Origin of the sequence: Brevibacillus fluminis (genome assembly GCF_003710825.1) — a bacterium.
GTDB classification, from domain to species: domain Bacteria; phylum Bacillota; class Bacilli; order Brevibacillales; family Brevibacillaceae; genus Brevibacillus_D; species Brevibacillus_D fluminis.
In genome coordinates this window covers 12922-30804 of record NZ_RHHQ01000027.1, presented here as the reverse complement: position 1 = coordinate 30804, position 17883 = coordinate 12922, and the positions used below count along the sequence as shown (strand labels likewise).

Annotated in this window: 14 protein-coding genes and 2 pseudogenes; 13 read left to right on the top strand and 3 right to left on the bottom strand. The window is 52.1% G+C overall.

All coding sequences use genetic code 11. The annotated features are described in order from the left end of the window. Nucleotides 1–8: 8 nt before the first annotated feature. Nucleotides 9–1160 (top strand): thiolase family protein, encoded by a 1152-nt coding sequence (locus EDM56_RS28355; RefSeq protein WP_122921307.1) that lies wholly within the window; start codon nt 9–11, stop codon nt 1158–1160. 29 nt (nt 1161–1189) lie between these two features. Here the strand turns inward: EDM56_RS28355 and EDM56_RS28350 are convergent, their stop codons facing one another. Then, on the bottom strand, nt 1190–1798 hold the full coding sequence (locus tag EDM56_RS28350) for a LysE family translocator (protein WP_122921306.1): 609 nt from the start codon (nt 1796–1798) through the stop codon (nt 1190–1192). A 189-nt stretch (nt 1799–1987) separates the two neighbouring features. Between EDM56_RS28350 and EDM56_RS28345 the strand changes: the two genes are divergently transcribed. The 6 genes from EDM56_RS28345 to EDM56_RS28320 all read left to right on the top strand — a co-directional run bounded on the left by EDM56_RS28345 (nt 1988) and on the right by EDM56_RS28320 (nt 6444). After that, nucleotides 1988–2761: an arylamine N-acetyltransferase family protein gene (locus EDM56_RS28345; RefSeq protein WP_122921341.1), complete on the top strand. Its 774-nt coding sequence runs from the start codon at nt 1988–1990 to the stop codon at nt 2759–2761. A gap of 240 nt (nt 2762–3001) precedes the next feature. Further along, nucleotides 3002–3325, top strand: coding sequence for a MarR family winged helix-turn-helix transcriptional regulator (locus EDM56_RS28340; RefSeq protein ID WP_246009573.1), 324 nt, complete (start codon nt 3002–3004; stop codon nt 3323–3325). Between the two features lie 102 nt (nt 3326–3427). Continuing rightward, complete coding sequence (locus EDM56_RS28335; protein ID WP_122921304.1) at nt 3428–4249, top strand: alpha/beta fold hydrolase; 822 nt, start codon at nt 3428–3430, stop codon at nt 4247–4249. Between the two features lie 111 nt (nt 4250–4360). Continuing rightward, nucleotides 4361–4951: an NAD(P)H-dependent oxidoreductase gene (locus EDM56_RS28330; protein WP_122921303.1), complete on the top strand. Its 591-nt coding sequence runs from the start codon at nt 4361–4363 to the stop codon at nt 4949–4951. A 130-nt stretch (nt 4952–5081) separates the two neighbouring features. Then, entirely contained in the window at nt 5082–5666 is a 585-nt protein-coding gene (locus EDM56_RS28325) for a TetR/AcrR family transcriptional regulator (protein ID WP_122921302.1), read from the top strand. A 73-nt stretch (nt 5667–5739) separates the two neighbouring features. Then, entirely contained in the window at nt 5740–6444 is a 705-nt protein-coding gene (locus EDM56_RS28320; RefSeq protein ID WP_122921301.1) for a YqeB family protein, read from the top strand. Nucleotides 6445–6611: 167 nt separating this feature from the next. Here the strand turns inward: EDM56_RS28320 and EDM56_RS28315 are convergent, their stop codons facing one another. Continuing rightward, nucleotides 6612–8801 (bottom strand): acyltransferase family protein, encoded by a 2190-nt coding sequence (locus EDM56_RS28315; RefSeq protein WP_122921300.1) that lies wholly within the window; start codon nt 8799–8801, stop codon nt 6612–6614. Nucleotides 8802–9236: 435 nt separating this feature from the next. Between EDM56_RS28315 and EDM56_RS28310 the strand changes: the two are divergent. The 6 genes and pseudogenes from EDM56_RS28310 to EDM56_RS28285 form a co-directional block, all read left to right on the top strand. After that, a pseudogene (locus tag EDM56_RS28310) lies at nt 9237–9335 on the top strand (antibiotic biosynthesis monooxygenase); the annotation flags it as partial. Between the two features lie 214 nt (nt 9336–9549). Continuing rightward, on the top strand, nt 9550–11169 hold the full coding sequence (locus EDM56_RS28305) for a spore germination protein (protein ID WP_425456373.1): 1620 nt from the start codon (nt 9550–9552) through the stop codon (nt 11167–11169). A 25-nt stretch (nt 11170–11194) separates the two neighbouring features. Further along, nucleotides 11195–12325 carry a GerAB/ArcD/ProY family transporter gene (locus EDM56_RS28300; RefSeq protein WP_122921299.1) on the top strand — a complete coding sequence of 377 codons (1131 nt, stop codon included), beginning with the start codon at nt 11195–11197 and terminating at the stop codon, nt 12323–12325. Then, nucleotides 12322–13470: a Ger(x)C family spore germination protein gene (locus EDM56_RS28295; protein WP_122921298.1), complete on the top strand. Its 1149-nt coding sequence runs from the start codon at nt 12322–12324 to the stop codon at nt 13468–13470. The genes EDM56_RS28300 and EDM56_RS28295 overlap by 4 nt, the downstream gene beginning before the upstream one ends. Continuing rightward, nucleotides 13467–14606 (top strand): Ger(x)C family spore germination protein, encoded by a 1140-nt coding sequence (locus EDM56_RS28290; protein ID WP_122921297.1) that lies wholly within the window; start codon nt 13467–13469, stop codon nt 14604–14606. Before EDM56_RS28295 ends, EDM56_RS28290 begins: the two co-directional genes overlap by 4 nt. Before the next feature lie 130 nt (nt 14607–14736). Then, a complete protein-coding gene (locus EDM56_RS28285) occupies nt 14737–15861 on the top strand; it encodes an NADH-dependent flavin oxidoreductase (RefSeq protein WP_122921296.1) in 1125 nt (374 codons plus the stop codon). A 65-nt stretch (nt 15862–15926) separates the two neighbouring features. Here the strand turns inward: EDM56_RS28285 and EDM56_RS28280 are convergent. Further along, nucleotides 15927–17477, bottom strand: a pseudogene (locus tag EDM56_RS28280) (catalase); the annotation flags it as partial. Between the last annotated feature and the right edge of the window lie 406 nt (nt 17478–17883).

The window sequence follows — 17883 nt, the reverse complement described above, 5'->3', positions numbered from 1 at the left end:
GGGTTACGATGAAATCTGGTAAGGATGCAGTCATTGTGGACGCTGTTCGTTCACCGATGGGGAAAAAGAATGGGACGTTGAGCCATATCCGTCCTGATGAGCTTGCCGCACAAGTGTTGCAGCGATTGGTTGAGCGCAATCGAGTGAACCCGGCGCTGGTGGAAGACGTGAAGATGGGATGTGTAACACAGGTCGAGGAACAGGGCGGAAACATAGCGCGATTGGCATTGCTGCTCGCAGGTTTTCCGGTTGAGGTTTGCGGCGTCACGTCCAACCGGGCATGTGGCTCCAGCCTGGAAACGCTCAATCAGGCTGCACATGAAATCATGGCGGGAATGAGCGATGTGGTGATTGCAGCGGGCGTTGAGAGCATGAACCGGGTCAAAATGGGCAGCGATGTCAAGGCTTGGAACCCGAAGCTTTCCGATCGATATGAGATGATCCCCCAAGGCATTTCGGCTGAACGTATTGCGCAGAGATGGGGATTGTCTCGTCTGGACTTGGATGCCTACTCCTTGAGAAGTCATGAAAAGGCGTTGAAAGCCCAGGCTGCCAACCGATTCGTCGATGAGATCGTACCCGTGCGCGTTCCATCGCCGGACGGGACGATGATTGATTTTCAGGCAGATGAAACCCCGCGCGTTACATCGCTTGAAAAAATGGCAGCGCTGCAGCCGGCTTTTCTTTCAGACGGCATCATCACAGCAGCAAATGCAAGCCCGATTAACGACGGTGCATCAGCGGTGCTCCTAATGTCCCGGCAGAAGGCGGAGCAGTTGGGTTACAAACCGCGGGCACGGGTTGTGGCCACTGCGGTTGCTGGCGTCGATCCGACCATCATGTTGACAGGCATCATTCCCGCCACGCAAAAGGTGCTACAAAAGGCAAATCTGGCGCTGCACGATATCGACCTATTTGAAGTGAATGAGGCGTTTGCGTCCGTCGTCTTGGCTTGGGAACGCGAGATCAAGCCTGATCCAGACAAGGTGAACGTCAATGGCGGGGCCATCGCGCTCGGCCATCCGTTGGGCGCGAGCGGTGCGCGTCTGATCACGACGATGCTGCATGAGCTGGAGAAACGTGAAGCGCGGTACGGTTTGGCCACTCTCTGCATCATGCACGGAATGGCCGTCGCGACGATTATTGAACGGGAAGCGTGAAACAGGAAGAAAAAGCTGGGCGAATCGCTTTAACGAATGACGATTAACAGGCCCGAAACGAACATCATCAGGCCGGCTAAACGGTCGATGAGCGTCTTGGCAGAGGAAGACGTGAATGCTTTTCGCGCCACTTCTGCCACGATGCCATAGCCGATGACGACGGCAACCATCACACCAATGATAATCGCGCACAAAAAGGAATAGCTGACCAATGTTACGCCTGCCATATCAATTGAGCTTGGAAGCAGTGCGACGTAAAAAAAGATTGCGAGTGGATTGGACAGTGTCATTGCTAGCCCGAGGCCGATCTCAGCCTTGACGCTGACGGGTTTGGCGCTCTCACCGGCCGCAATTGGCCGCCCTGCTTGCTTCCATTTTTTGAAGCCCAGCCAAAACAAATATCCGGCGCCACCATATTTCAATGCTACAAAAATTGGGCCAAGTCCATCCGCGATTGCCGAGAGACCGACGACTGCGGCAGAGAGCATGAGCAATTTGCCCAGAACGATTCCGAAGGCGAGCGGGAGGCTGGCGAGTATGCCACCTGACAACGATCTGGACAGAAGTCCCGCTATTTCGGGGCCGGGCGAAGCTGCTGAGGCGGCAAAGGCTAGAAGAAAAACGGTGTATCCAGACATGGGGTTCCTCCGATGCAGTAAAACGTAATAGTGATCTAACTTTCCCCATCATAAGCGAATGCGGATAGAACAGATGAAGAAAGGCAGAACAGCCGGAGAAAAAGACGTGCAGCATAATCACTCCCAAGCAGGCATACCCTCTGCGTGATGAGAATGTAGTAAGGGAGAACGAGGATGGGGGAGTATACCATGAGCGAGCTGAACGTGTTATTTCGCAGAAGGATCGGGTGGCCGGAAAGCGGAGAGATTGCCTTTGAACAATTGGGGGATGTATTGGAGAGGACATCCAGAAGCATTCCGTTTGAAAACATGTGCATCATCGAACAAAGAACAAATGACATCACGAAGGAAAACTTGATCCGCAAAATGCTGGAAAAGCAGGAAGGCGGGCTTTGCTACGAGTTAAACGCACTGTTTTATTTCTTTCTGCTCGAAAATGGATTCGATGCAGTTCTGACACGAGGCGTGGTGTACGAACACGCTGCTCAGCGGTTTCTTACACTGGGGCGAACGCATGTGACGATTTTGCTCACGCGTCAGAATCAAACTTATGTTATCGATACCGGTTTCGGAGGAAATCTACCGCTCAAGCCTGTTCCATTGAGCGGGGAGGAAGTCAGCTCGGCGAATGGCGCGTTTCGGATTAAGCGAGCGGACAGTGAGTTGGGCGATTATGTGTTTGAAATGAAGCTCAAGCATAAGGATATGGATTGGCGGATCGGCTATACGTTCGATTCCAAAAAGCCGATTCGCGATGTGTCCGAATTGGAGGAAGTGCGGGAGATCATCGAGCATCACGCGGGATCGCCTTTCAACAAAAATCCATTGATCACAAAGCTCACAAACAAGGGCAACGTCACACTGACCGACACGACCTTCACACAATGGGTTGACGGCGTTGTGTCGAAAGAGGCGATCGATAAAGAGAGGTTCACCGAGCTGTTGAAGAAGCATTTCGGATGATGGGGTGCCTATGGGGGGCTGCGGGCATGGCAGGCGACAGGATGGTTCGGTGGGGTAAAGCCGAATCAGTTTCTGCATTCAAGCTCCGGCTATCGGTCAGCCCCCTTGAAAATGTTTTCGCGCATCCCGTATAGTAGGACTATGTTGAAATATAATGCAGCGTCCATGATCAGTAAAATTAGAGATTCCGTCAATAAAATGATTGTGTCAGAGCTTGAAAAAAATGGCGTGGAGGGGATCGTGTCTTCACATGGCGATATTTTGTCGCTGCTTTACCGGGTAGATGGCATCTCCGTAAAAGTGCTGGCTGAAAAAATTCACCGGACTCAGCCGACCGTTTCCGTATTAGTAGACAAGCTGGAAAAGCTGGGCTATGTGGAACGACGTAAAAGCGAGGAGGACAGCAGAGTCACGCTGGTTGCACTCACAAAGAAAGGGCAGACGCTCGAGCCGATTTTCGCGAAGGTTTCGGAGGAATTGAATGAGCTTCTCTACGGCGGATTGACCGATGACGAGAAGGAGCTATTCGAATCTTTGCTAGAGCGCGTTTTCCAGCGATTTTAATTTTTTTTTGCAAGAAATACATAGACATCTATGTTAATGGAAGTTACAATCTAATCAATAGATATCTATACAAAAATATCGGAGAAAATGGAGGCTTATAAAATGGAATGCAAATTGGATTCGATTACCGTGCAATACGAGGTGTGGGGTACAGGAACGCCGATTCTCATGCTGCACGGCTTTTCCTGCGATCGGCACCTGATGATGGGTGGTATGGAGCCGGTTTTTGCAGAACGCTCGGGCTGGAAGCGGATTTACATCGATTTGCCGGGGATGGGCGCGACTAAAACGGCGGAATGGATTCAAAGCACGAACGATATGCTTACCGTAGTGGAGCAATTTGTCGATGCGGTGCTGCCGGACACTCGATTCGTTGTGGCGGGACAGTCGTATGGCGGTTATTTGGCGCAGGCGCTGCTGGCAAAACGTCCTGAGCAGATCGCGGGCATGCTGATGATCTGCCCGACAGCGGGAATGGCAAAACGGGATGTCCCTCCGTTCACTGTCCTTGCGAAGGATGAGGCGTTTTTGCGCTCATTCGATCATGAGGATGCGGAGGAGTTCACCAGCATGCATGTCGTGCAGGATCGGTATAACTGGGAGCGGTTCAGGGACGAAATTTTGGTCGGCATCAAAGCGGCGGACCAGGAGCATTTGGAGCGTCTCAGACAGCAGTACGACCTGGCGCCTGATGCCGGAGTAACGGAGCAGCCTTATGAAAAGCCGGTGCTGGTTGTGGCAGGCAGGCAGGATCATGCGGTCGGCTACCGAAATCAATGGGAGATGGCGCAGCGATATCCGCGAGCGAGCTTTGCCATGCTGGATCGGGCTGGGCATAATCTGCACATTGAGCAAAAGACACTGTTCGATGCGCTTGTCAGCGAGTGGCTGGATCGGGTGGCGGAGGAGCAAGGTCGCGCATAACTGAATGGCTCGAATGTCGGGGGGCATGTTTTGCGATACAGAACGCGGACTGAGCAATTCGTATCATGCCGATCGGGCTCAAGTCTCCCGCAACAGGAGGAGGTTATTGCGATGAATCATCTTGTCGTTTATGCGCATCCCAACGCGGAAAGCTTCAATCATGCGATTTTGGAGACGGTAGTCCGTTCGCTGCAAGCAAACGGTCATCGTGTTGTTGTGCGGGATTTGTATGCGCTTCGGTTCCAACCTGTACTCGGCCAGGACGATTTGGCTGCCCTCGATGCTGGGGATGTGCCGGCAGACATCCTAGCGGAACAGGAGCTGATCGCTCAGGCGGATGCCATCACTTTGATCTATCCGATCTGGTGGGGTGGTCAGCCTGCCATGTTGAAAGGATATATCGATCGCGTTTTCTCCCATGGTTTCGCCTATGTCGCAAACGCGCAAGGAATTGAGAGGCTTTTGGAAGGGAAAAAGGGACTGATCATTAATACACACGGTACCCCCAAAGACATCTATGATCAAACGGGGATGACTGAAGGGTTGAAGCTCACTACAGATACAGCTATTTTTTCGTTCGTCGGAATCGAGACGGTCGGGCATCTGTTATTCGGTGGGATCGGCTACGGTGAAGAAGAGACGTACAATGGAATGCTGAAGGAAGTGGAGGAAGCGGTGGTTTCCTTATTTCCGGCAAGATGATGTGAATGGATGGCGCGCTGCTGACTAGTGTTGGCGGCTTTTTATTTTTTGTGCTGGTAAAGTTTGTATTGTAATTTTACCTACCGGTAAGTAAAATACAAATAAAGCCAATTCACCAAAGGGAGCAGTCATGAGCCAAAAAGGAAAAACGCAGGAAACCATCGTGGAGGCGGCCTTTAAGCTATTTGCCGAGCATGGAATGGAGAAAACGAGCCTCTCCATGATCGCGGCTGAAGTCGGAATCACCAAGCCAGCTATCTATTATTACTTTCCTTCAAAAGAGGCGCTGATTGATTTTTTGTTTGAAGAGACGTTCCGCGAGTACCAATTTGCGCATTATTTCACGCTAAGCGCGTACACGGCTGATAATTTTGCAGAGCTTTTGATCGCCAATGGGCTGCAGATGCTGCCGGACGAGGAGGAGGAGGAGCCGGTTGTGTTGCGGGTGTTCCATGAGTTTTTGCTCAATGTGAGCCGGAATGAAAAGTACCAGCAGCGGATCAATTCCATGCAGGAGGAGTTTTTGGACGGGTTCGCAGCCCTGGTCGCGCGTGGCATCGAACTCGGCGTCATTTCGCCGGAGGGAAGCGAGTCCAAGGCTCACATGCTGGCTCTCGTGATCGATAACATCAGCAATTACATGCTGATGGGCATCAAGCGCAATTACAAAAGCGTCTGGGTTACCGCCGTTCAAAGCGTTCTCCTGCCACGATAAAAGCAGAAGGCTTTTTCCACCACCACGCGTCTCCGTTTTATACAAGCAAAAAGAAATGGTAGAGGTGATTGTAATGTCAGCATCACAGGGAGCGGGCAGCCGCCAGACGATCGTTGGGCTATCCGCGTTAATTCGTATCTTGTTGCACGTAGGTTCGCCTGTTTTGGGACTCGGTGTCGGATATGTAATTCCACATGTCGCAAAGTGGGCTTTGAAACTGCCATGGGTGCCGTTCCAAGGGCCATTGCAGCTGATTGCCTCCTTTCATGGCGCCTGGGTAGGCATTGTTTTCGGCTTGCTTGGTGTCGTTGCGGGAATTTGGTTTGCCCATGAGGCGATTAAAGAGAGTTTGTGCGTGACTGTCACTGATCACGATGTGCAGCTGGACAAAGACGGTACGCGCCAATCGATCGCAAAGCAGGACATTCGACTTGCCTTCATCGATGGCAAGCAGCTGGTGCTTCTTGCCACATCCGGACAAGAGCTGGTGCGGGAAACACATGAGTCAACGGCTGCCGTAATAGCACAAGCGTTCAATCAGCACGGGTATCAGTGGTCGGATGTGGGAGATCCGTATAAAACGCAATACCGCCGCTGGGTTCCAGACACGCCTGATTTACCGCAAGCGGTGAACGCTTTGCTGATGGCACGCGAAAAGGCGCTCTCGAAAAACGAGAAGGCTGACGCCAAAGATTTGCACAATGAGGTAGGACGGTTCGGGTATATCGTTCGCGATGAAGGAGTGCGGCAATATTGGCGAGCGGTTGAGTCAGTTTAACATACCTTCTAAAATAGCCCCGCACACAGGAACTGCCTGTAGTGTGGGGCTTTTTCGTACAGATAAGAATTAAAAACATTCTTATCCAGTATAAGTGCAACCGCGACTCCGCCAAAAAGCATGGCGTAGCCAGGTTTTCTAATATGCGGTTCACATCCAAACGCGGTTCATTGCGTTACCGGTGTTGGTTCTTCCGCGCCTTTGGTTGTCGCAGGGGCAATTGCTTTCGCTACAAACGCCGCATAGAAAGCGGATCCGTCCGGTCGCAAATGAACCCCATCGTTGTAGAAGAACGAGTCTTTGCCGGTGCTTGCGGAATACCAGTCGACGAGCGTGGCGTTGGGGTATGCGGCTGCGACTTCTGCCAACGTTTCGTTCACGACATTTTCCCATGGGCGCGGCACGCGGGTGTTCACTAGCACGATTTGCTGTACATCTCCCAGGGAATTCAGAAGTGATTCGAGCTGCTTTTTGGTGAATGCGCCATTGGTGCCGAGCTCGATGATGATGCGGCTTCCCAATTTCCCTTCCGCTTTAAGCTGGTTGACGACCTCTTGTGCCTGCGAGAGCTGACGGCCGATTTTGCCGTCGACGACGATGCCGGGCAAGATCTTCTCCAAGTATGGCTGGATGTCGACCATCACGGAATCACCGATCGCCGTGATGCCTTTGCCGGATTGCGGTTTGACGGCCACATTTGTATCACTTGGGGTCGTGCTGCTGCCGCCTTTGCCCGGTTTGGTTTTGTCGGCCGAATTGTTAGTGGGGTGCGAGTCTTTTTTATCGCCTGAACCACCGGATGGTTGCGAATTTTTGCCGCTGCCTGTATTGGCTGTATTTCCTTTTTTGTCTGTTGCATTGTTCGGTGTGCCCGTTTTTTTACCTGTCGATCCTTTGTCGGCTGAATGGGCGTCTTTGCCAGAAGCAGCGTCGGTTTTGGGAGGCGTTGCTTTGTCAGGGCTGTTCGACCCTTTTTTGGAGGATGCGCCTGTTTTGCCGGTATCAGGGGCAGGGTTTGTTGTAGTTGTGCCAGCGATCACACCGCTGCTGCCAGCACCATTGGCTGCGTCTGTACCTTCCGAACCGCCGCCTGTGACCGTTCCTCCTTGGTGTTTGGTGCCGGTGAAGCTGTCGTGCGGAGCAGGGCTCGCGGTCGCGACGAGTGCGAACAGACTGAAAACCAGGAGTGCGCTGGTGGACGTGATCAGCAGGTTGACCCGCACGCGGCCGTGCGCAAATTCCCTGTTGCGCAGCTGCGCCCACAGCTTCTCGATCGCGCCATGGCGGATGGGCTCCTCAAGGAAGCGCCAGGACAGTGCTGCAAGGATGATGCTTGCTGCCAGTTGGAGCACGGCGCGGGTAAGATCGACTCCGTCGGTGTTGACGGCCGGACTAGTAAACACGATGACCGGATAGTGCCATAAGTAAATGCCGTAAGAGCGTACGCCAAGCCAGCGCAAAGGCTTGCAGCCAAGCCATTTGCCGATGCGGCTTGCCGGATGCGCCAAGGACGCAACCAAGAGCGCTGTCGCCACACTGAGAACGACCATTCCACCTCTATAGAGAAATTCGTCATATTCATTCGTGAAGGCGATCATGAGCAAGACGGCGAGTAGGCTGACACCGCCGACTAGATCCAGCGTGAAACGTGCTTTCGGCGATGTTTTTTCCGATGAAAGCTTGGCGCTGGGCCAAATGAGCGCTAGCGCTGCGCCAATCAGCAATGCGAATGAACGGGTATCCGTGCCATAATAGATGCGGCTCGGGTCAATTCCGGGTTCAAACAGGAGTGCCATCGCAATAGCGGAAATGGCTGCACCACCGAGGGTGAGAAGGGCCATTTTCCCGCGTTGTGGGACATAGCGGAATCCGAGTGCCAATAGCAATGGCCAGAGCAAGTAGAATTGTTCCTCTACTGCAAGCGACCAGAGGTGGCCAAGCGGAGAAGGCGGTCCGAAGCTTTCAAAATACGAGACTTGGTGGAAAATCAGCCACCAGTTGCTAACGTAAAAAATGGCTGCGAACGAGTCGCTGCGCAATGTGGGGAGCTGGGAGCGATCGGTAGCGATCGTCCAACAAACGACGACGGCGAGCATCAGGAGCATGGCCGGCAACAGCCGTCTGGCACGCCGAATCCAGAAATCCTTCAGATCAAGCTGACCGTACTTTTTCCATTGGGTAGCTAGTATGTCGGTAATGAGATAACCAGATAGAACGAAAAACACGCCGACACCCAGAAGCCCTCCGGATGCCCAGCTAAAATTGAGGTGGTAGGCGATGACTGCCAATACCGCTAGGGCACGCAGTCCATCCAAACCTGCTATGTAACGCCCGCTGCCATTGAGTGGTTTAGGCATGCCCATTTCCCCCTCTGTTAAATTGAACGAATACCTGTGATGTGTGTTTCATGTCTGCACTGCCCTTTCGCTTTTCGCTCACGACGATCCAAAAAATCTACCTGTAAAGACGAAGCACCGACTTGTTACGTTACATATTTCGACAGCCCCTATTTGATGGAAAACTTGCGTTGTTCTGCTGCAAAAAAATGGCGAATCCACGTAAATTATCCACATAATCAGTAAGATCCAAGGACAACCGTGCCCTTGGAATTCCATTGCACTTTGCCATTATAAAACGCTTTGGCACAAAGAGTGTTACAAATTAATTACGAAAATCGATATTTGTCTGTTTGTGAATGAAAAGCACGATATGAATGTCGATATGAATAAAATTGACGATGATTATTATTATCAATTAACATGGGAAGGAGATTGTATAAAGGGAGTGGTTTTGTGTTTATCGAGACGAAAACCATCATCGTGAAAGAGGGCAACTCTGACCATATCGTAAACCGATTCAGCCAAAATGGGGCGATTGAAACGATGGAAGGCCTGAATATGTAATCAGCTCCTCCCATGTCAACTATGTGGTAAAAGCAATGAAAGAACCGAGAAGTGAATAATCGATAGAGCCGTTCCCTTTCTGTAAGGGGGCGGCTTTTTTCATGCTCTTTGCAAGAAGTTTATGGAGGGGTTGGAATGAAAATGCATTTATTCAGCGTAATTGAAAACAATACCAATAGGCATGGTTGTGAGGATGGTGATTATGCTTAAAGAATTTTTGCAAAAGCGGCAAGCCCGCGTTGCGGTGAAGCTGAAGGACATGCTTTTTCACCATATCGAAGACAAAATGCAGCCATTGAATCATATCGTCGTCTCGAGAAACCTGGAAGATAATACCGAGAAGGTCCGGGAGATTCTGGGCGCCAGCGATGACCTTGTCGTGCGGGAGTTTTGCGTAGGGGCGCATGAGCAAGTGAGAGCAGCCGTTATTTATATCGATGGATTGACGAACAGCGAGGTCATCAACAACTTCATCATCAAAAGCTTGATGTTTGAAACGAGGGACTATGAACCAAATGAGCTGTTCACCGAGGAAACTTTGAATGAAAAATTCGCGCGCTTCGCCTTGACCATCGGCGAAATCGAGACCGTGGACAATCTCAGTAAAGCCATCAAAGGCTTGCTTGCGGGTGATGGCATCGTTTTGATGGATGGATCGGACAAAGCGATCATCCCCAATGTGAAAGGGTGGGAAAAGCGTGGCGTCGAGGAGCCGGAGTCCGAGCATGTTGTGCGAGGGCCGCGGGACGGCTTTTCCGAGACCCTTCGCGTCAACACCGCGCAAATTCGCCGGAGGCTCCAGGATCCTGACCTACGGGTGAAAAATTTGACGGTCGGACGGCGCACGAATACGAACGTCGCCTTGGTTTATATCGAAAGTGTGGCTGACCCGGATTTGGTCAAGGAAGTGGAACGAAGGATCAGGGAGATTGAAATCGATGGGGCGCTGGAGAGCGGCTATATCGAGCAGTTCATCGAGGACAGCCATTGGTCGCCGTTTCCCCAGCTGCAAAACACCGAGCGGCCTGACAAAGCAACCTCCAACATTTTGGAAGGGAAAGTCGTGATCATCGTCGACGGTACGCCTTTTGTCTTGATCGCACCGGCGGTGTTCACCCAGTTTTACCAAAGCCCTGAAGATTACTATGAGCGCTTCCTGATCGCAACGCTCATCCGTTTCATTCGCATCGCATCCATGATAATCGCCTTGCTGCTGCCGTCGCTCTATATCGCCTTCACGGCCTTTCATCCCGAGATGATTCCGTCGAAATTGGTCATCGCAATGGCGGCGGGGCGCGCGACAGTGCCCTTTCCTTCGATTGTCGAGGCGCTTTTGATGGAGATCACGATGGAAATTTTACGAGAGGCGAGCGTACGGCTGCCAGGGCCGATCGGTCCCACCATCGGTATCGTCGGTGCGCTGGTGGTTGGCGAGGCGGCTGTACAGGCAGGGATCGTGAGCCCGATCATGGTGATCATCGTGGCGCTCACGACCATCGGGTCGTTCGCCTCTCCGTCGTATAGCGCCGCGATTGCATTGCGTATGCTGCGATTTCCGATCATGTTCATCGCCTCGATTTTTGGTCTCTATGGGATCATGCTCGTGGTCATTTTGATTGTGATCCATCTGTGCTCGCTGAAATCGTTTGGCGTGCCGTACATCACTCCTTTTTCCCCGCGCAAATTCCTTGACATGAGAGACTCGATTATCCGTGTGCCGCTTTATTGGATGAACAGGCGCCCCAGCTTCATGAGCACGGGCGATACGATCCGCACGACCAATACGGCGGGGACGGAAAACAAGATTCCACCCAAGCTTTGAGTGAAAGGAGAAGAGGTGAGAGCGTATGAACCAAACCAGCAAAGGTACATACATCATGTCTCCGTCCCAAGTCATGTCGATGATCACCAGCACGACGATCGGCGTCGGGGTGCTGACGCTGCCGCGCACGGTCACCCAATCAGCGCATCAAGCCGGGTGGATTTCGGTATTCGTAGGAGGCCTGCTCTCGATGGCCGTGCTTTGGCTCATTGTGAAAGTGGGGCAAAAATATCCGCATGCGACCCGCATTCATAGCGGTCCCAACACCTTGCTGGCGAAAGTGATCGCGATGCCCAGTGCGGTCGTTTTCATCATGTTTTGGATTTTGACAACGGCTGGAACGGCACGAACGTTCGGTGAGGTGGTCGTGACCGCCGTTTTGGTGAAAACACCATTGGAAGTAATCGTGTGGAGCATGCTGATTGCAGGCTTCATTTTAGTGATGTACGACATCGAGGTGATGGTGCGCGTCCACGAAACGCTTCTTCCCATCCTCGTCATCCCCTTGCTGGTAATCGCGATCCTTGCCTTTCAAAGCGCCGAGTTCATCCGTTTGATGCCGCTATTTTCGTTTGACTGGAAAGGGCTTTTCATTGGAGTGATGGCTTCGTCATTTGCCTATCAGGGCTATGAACATGCTGGTTTGTATTTGGAACATATCAATTTCAGGCACAAAGAATCGAGAAGAGCCGCGATTTTGGGCTTGATCTACCCGATGATGACCTATGTGCTTATCGTCATTGCCGGGATCGCTTCTTTCGGCTATGAAGAGCTGCAGCGGCTGATGTGGCCGACCCTTGAGCTGGTAAAAACGACGGAGGTGCCGGGGCTTATTTTGGAACGGTTGGAGTCGGCTTTCCTGGGGGTATGGGTAGCAGCCGTATTCACGACGGTGGGTAGTGGCTTCTTTTCCTCATGCTACGCGTTGAAAAAATTGATGAACATACGGTCGCACCGTTATATCGCCATTGGCTTATTGCCAGTGCTTTACTTTTTAGCGATGTGGCCGGACAATGTCCACCAGTTGTTTCAGTACTTGAAGTGGGTCGCATTGCTCGGCATGATTTTAAATCTGTTGACCCCGGTGATCCTGTGGGTCCTCGGCATGGTGCAACAAGAAAGGGCGGTCAGCCAGCAAGGTGATGGCCAGCCATGAAAATGATGCGTTTGTCATGCTTGCTCGCGGCTGCTAGCCTTTTGCTCCTGTTGGCGGGCTGCTGGGACCGCGAAGAAATTGATGAGCGGACGTCCGTGGTGGCGATGGCGATCGATAAGGCTAAAGATCTGCCAGGTAGGCTACGGTTATCTATCCAGATTCCGATCTCGAAACGAATTGCCGGTGCAGGCGCGGCCAAATCATCGGGAGGTGGAAAAGAAGCGGTGATTGTGATGAGCTCCACGGGCTATACGATGGCGGAAGCGACGCGCAATTTACAAAAGCGGCTAAACCAGGAGCTTTTTTTAGGCCATACGAGGGTCGTGGCAATCAGTGAGGAAGTCGCCAGGGAAGAAGGGCTTGATACCGTAATCGATGCGCTGCGGCGAACACCACAGATTCGCCGCCTGCTCTGGCCGGTCATTGTAAAGGGCGAGGCTTTAAGTGTGCTTACCTCCAATCCGAAGCTTGAGCAAATCCCCATCATGTTTCTCATGGATCTGTTGACCAACAACTCAAAAACAGAAACGATCCCCGATGTGACGCTCGGGACGTTCTTCATCAATCTTTCCGACTCGTCGCGGGAGCCCGGAATGAACATCGTGCAGGCCACAAAGGACGAGATCAAATGGATCGGCCTTGCGGTATTCAAAGAGAGCAAGATGGTTGCGGCGCTTTCACCGCAGGAGGTCGTACCTCTTTTGCAGATCCGGGATGAAAAAAGGGGGGGCATCATATCGGTTCCCTGCGAAAAAAATTCCAAGCTCCAAGTGTCGTATCAGCCGAAATCGATCAAGACCAAAAAACAGATTGTGAACAGTCGAGGGAAGAAAACGGTGCAGGTGCAAGTGGCACTGGAAGGAGATATTACCGAATCGCAATGCCGGATCGATTTCACCAAACAGGAAAACATTAAAAAATTTCAGCAGTTGTTTGAAAAAAGCATGGAAGAGCGTGCGGTGAAGCTACTGACAAAGGTACAGAAGGAGTTCAAGCAGGATGTATTCGGTTTTGGGACGCTGGACCGGGCGCATTCTAGGCATTGGAGCCATGAAAAGTGGAAAAAGGAATTTCCATCATTGAAAACAACCGTACGCTATGAGGTTTTGATACGCCGAACCGGAATGGAAGTGTGGACCAAATGATGGAGAAGCACAGAATTACATGCATGGTTCTGCTGCTGGCCATGACCCTCCTCAGCGGCTGCTGGGACAGTCAGGAGCTAGAGCATCGGACATCTGTCGTGGCATTTGGCATTGAACGCTCACAGACCAATGGGCAGCTCATGCTCACGATCCAGGTCCCCATCGCACAAAAAATCATGGGTGGCACAGGCGGAATCAAAGGACAGGAGGCCATCCGGGTGATGAGCGCGACGGGGAAAGACTTGCGAGAGGCGACTGCCCATTTGCAGATGCGGCTAAACCAGGAGCTTTTTTTCGGCCATGCCCGTATCCTGGTGATCAGTGAGGAGATGGCGAGAGAAGGGATCGACAAAATTCTCGATCCGTACCGTCGGTCGCCACAGATCAGGCGCTTGATGTGGCCGATGGTCGTCAAAGGCTCGTCCCGCGAGTTGCTGCTGGCCAATCCCAAGATCGAACAAATTCCGACGATTTTTATCATTGACCTGCTTCGCAACGGGGCGCGCCGCGGCTTGATTCCCGATATAACGCTGGGGAAGGTATTCAACGATTATTCGGATCAAAGCATTGAAATGACTATGAATTACGTGTTGGCAAAAGACAAGGAATTCAAATGGCATGGCCTTGCGGTTTTTCGAGACGACAAGCTGAGGGGAAGATTAATAGACGACGAGGTTTGGTCGCTGCTTCAGTTGCGGGACGATAAAATCGCCGGCCAGATGGATGTTTCTTGTGAACAAAACCAAAAGGGTCCTAAAAAGCTGGCGACCTTCCGTCCGAAAGAGATTCAGGTCAAAAAGTCGATCACGCCGAAAGGAAATTCGTACCGTGCGCAGTATCATGTGAGGCTGGAGGGTGACATTATCGAATCGCGCTGCCAGGTGGATTTCAGTCAGTCCAAAAATATCGAGCGCCTGCAAAAAGAATTGAACAAAGAAGGCGAAAGGCGGGCGAAGCGCTTGTTTGCCAAGCTTCAAAACGAGTACCATTCCGATGTATTGGGGCTGGGCAAGCTGGCGAGGGCGACACAGCCGAATTGGTGGAACGCGAAAATGTGGAAGAAGACGTTTTCGGAGGGGTACATTCAGGCAACCTATGACGTGCGCATTCGTAGGACGGGCATGGAGATGCATTGATCACAGAGTGAAGGTTAAAAAAAGGCAAGCGCAAGCACTTCGACGCAGACGGCATTCTTGTTTATTGCAATAAGAGTAACTATAATTGTTACAGTAAAGATAAAGAGACCGATCAGGGAGGACGTTTGCAATGAATCCAAAATATAGCCCGTTTTTTGAATCGCTTACGCTAAAAAGCGGAATCCCGTTAAAAAACCGCATCGTGTTGGCGCCGATGACGACGCTTTCTGGGAACGAGGATGGCACGGTATCCGATGCTGAGCTGCGGTATTATGCCCGCAGATCGAAAGGCGTGGGCATAGCTGTGACAGCGTGCACGTATGTTACGCCAAATGGCAAAGGGTTTTCGGGGGAATTCGCTGCGTACAGCGATGCGTTCATCCCGAGCCTACAGCGTCTCGCTACCACGATTAAAGAGCAGGGGGCAAAAGCGATTCTGCAAATTTTTCACGGAGGCAGAGAATGTCCACCTGATTTCGTACCAAATGGCGTAGTCGTGAGCGCCAGCGCAGTGCCGAGCGAGCGGAACGCTGCAGTCGTCCCGCAAGCGCTGACGGATGATGAAGTGGCTGGAATCGTCAAAGATTTTGGCGAGACGACGCGCCGAGCAATCGAGGCAGGCTTTGATGGCGTCGAGATTCACGGTGCCAACGGCTACCTGATCCAGCAGTTCTTCTCCCCACATTCCAACCGTCGCGAGGACCGTTGGGGCGGAAGTGTCGAAGGACGCCTGGCATTCCCGCTTGCGGTCGTCGATGAAGTGAAGCGTGTGGTAGCAGAGCATGCGAAAGCGCCGTTTGCTGTCGGCTACCGCTTTTCGCCGGAGGAAGCAGAAGAGCCAGGGATCACGATGGCGGAAACGTTCGTTCTCGTTGATGCGCTAGTTGAAAAAAATCTCGATTATCTCCATGTGTCGCTCAATGACTTCTGGTCCAAGCCGCGCCGCGGGGTCGAGGACACGTCGCGCTCTCGGATCGAGTTGATTTTGGAACGGGTGGGCAACAAGGTGCCGGTGATCGGTGTCGGCTCTCTGTACACACCTGACGATGTCGCCAAAGCGATGCAAACCGGCGTACCGCTGATCGCCTTGGGACGAGAGCTTGTGGTGGAGCCTGAGTGGGTGGAAAAAGTGGCGGAAGGGCGCGAAGCAAACATAGCCACGACTTTGACGCGCGATGATCAGGAGAAGCTGTCGATTCCTGACCAAATGTGGGGGATGATCGTCCATACACCAGGTTGGTTTCCGTTGGTGTAGGGACTAAAGAAAACGAGGGCCGTCGGTTGATGCTGACGGCCCTCGTTCATTTTGTAGCCGATCGATTAATAGCGACCGGCGTCGTGTCCCATATTTTCTGCATCGCGGACGGCCTTGTCTGCAGCGGTGCTGCTTGTATGATCCTTGCCTTCCCGAGCGGCGTTGGCAAGTCCCTCCGAAACGCGGCGGCCGTAGTCGGGATCAGCCTGGGTGAAATACTCGATCATTTTTTCCTGAATGTGCGGTTTGCAGATTTTGAGGTTTCCTATGAGGTTGCTGATCAATTCCTCGCGCTCCCACTCGTCGAATTCGCGATACGTACGGCCCGCTTGGGCAAAATCGTTCGAGCGGCTGATTTTTTCGTGCACCAGTCGATCATTGTAGGCAGGCTGGTGTTCTTTGGCCGTCTGGGTCGCCTCCTGGAGTCCGCCGAGCGAAGATGGCTCGTAATTCACATGAGGGTTTTGATGCTCGCCGGCATCGACACGGTACGTCATCTGACCGTCGCGCTGGTTGGTGGCGACATGCTTTTTCGGCGAGTTGATCGGCAGCTGCAAGTAGTTGGTGCCCACCCGATAGCGCTGCGTATCCGAATAAGAGAAGGTCCGTCCTTGAAGCAGCTTGTCATCGGAGAAATCAAGTCCATCGACCAGGACGCCCGTACCGAAAGATGCTTGTTCAACCTCGGCGAAATAGTTTTCCGGGTTCCGGTTCAGCACCATTTTACCGACGCGCAGAAACGGGAATTGATCGACCGGCCACAATTTCGTCGGGTCGAGCGGATCGAATTCAAGCTCGTCGTGCGGGCCATCACTCATGATTTGCACGCACAGCTCCCATTCCGGATAGTCTCCACGCTCGATGGCTTCATAAAGGTCCTGGGTGGCATGGCTGTAATTGTTCGCCTGAATCGTGCTGGCTTCGGCCTGCTTCAAGTTTTTGATGCCTTGGGTGAGCGGTTCCCAATGGTATTTGACCAAAACCGCCTGCCCATCCTGATTGACCCATTTGTATGTATTCACGCCAGATCCCTGCATCTGCCGATAGTTAGCAGGAATGCCCCACGGGGAGAACAGGAAGGTCACCATGTGTGTCGCTTCCGGCGTTTGGGAGAGGAAGTCAAACATGCGCTCCATATTGTTCACATTGGTGACAGGATCTGGTCGAAAAGCATGAACCATGTCCGGAAACTTAAGAGGGTCGCGGATAAAAAAGATTTTCAGGTTGTTGCCGACGAGATCCCAGTTCCCGTCCTCTGTGTAAAACTTGATTGCAAACCCGCGCGGATCGCGCAATGTCTCAGGGGAGTGCGTGCCGTGTACAACCGTGGAGAAACGGACGAAAACAGGGGTTTGCTTGCCTGCCTGCTGAAACAGCTTGGCGCGTGTGTACTTGGACACCGGCTCATCGCCGACTTTTCCATACGATTCAAAATAGCCGTGCGCACCAGCGCCGCGGGCATGAACCACACGCTCCGGAATTCGCTCTCGGTCAAAATGCGTAATTTTCTCCAAAAAATGATAGTTTTCCAGAGTTGTTGGACCGCGGTTACCGACGGTTCTCACATTTTGGTTGTCCGAGATCGGGTGTCCCTGTCGGTTGGTCAGCGTGTTGTCGTTTTCCAGTTCACCCGTGGCGGAGGAAGGTTTGTTTTGATCACTCATGAATGTTGGCTCCTTTTCCTTTGGTTTCGCTCCATGGGTATTATTTCCGGGCGGGCAAACCACTATTAGTTTTTTTTGCCAACGAATGTATGCGTGTAATTTTATATACATTTTTATTGGATTAGTATATTTTATTGCGATATACTAATCCTACAGCTAGGTTTGGATGAAATTGTTACAGGTTGTTTCAAGCAAGGTCGAGCGGTTCACACGCAAGGGGTACGTCCATCTCATCTATGTGAAGGCAGATCAACACGCTTGGAACGCCTTTTTCATTTTTCTCCCATTCCTAGCACCAAAAAGGACTGGCTTCTTCGAGAAGGCGGTCCTTTTTATGCTGGAGACAAGATTTTTGATC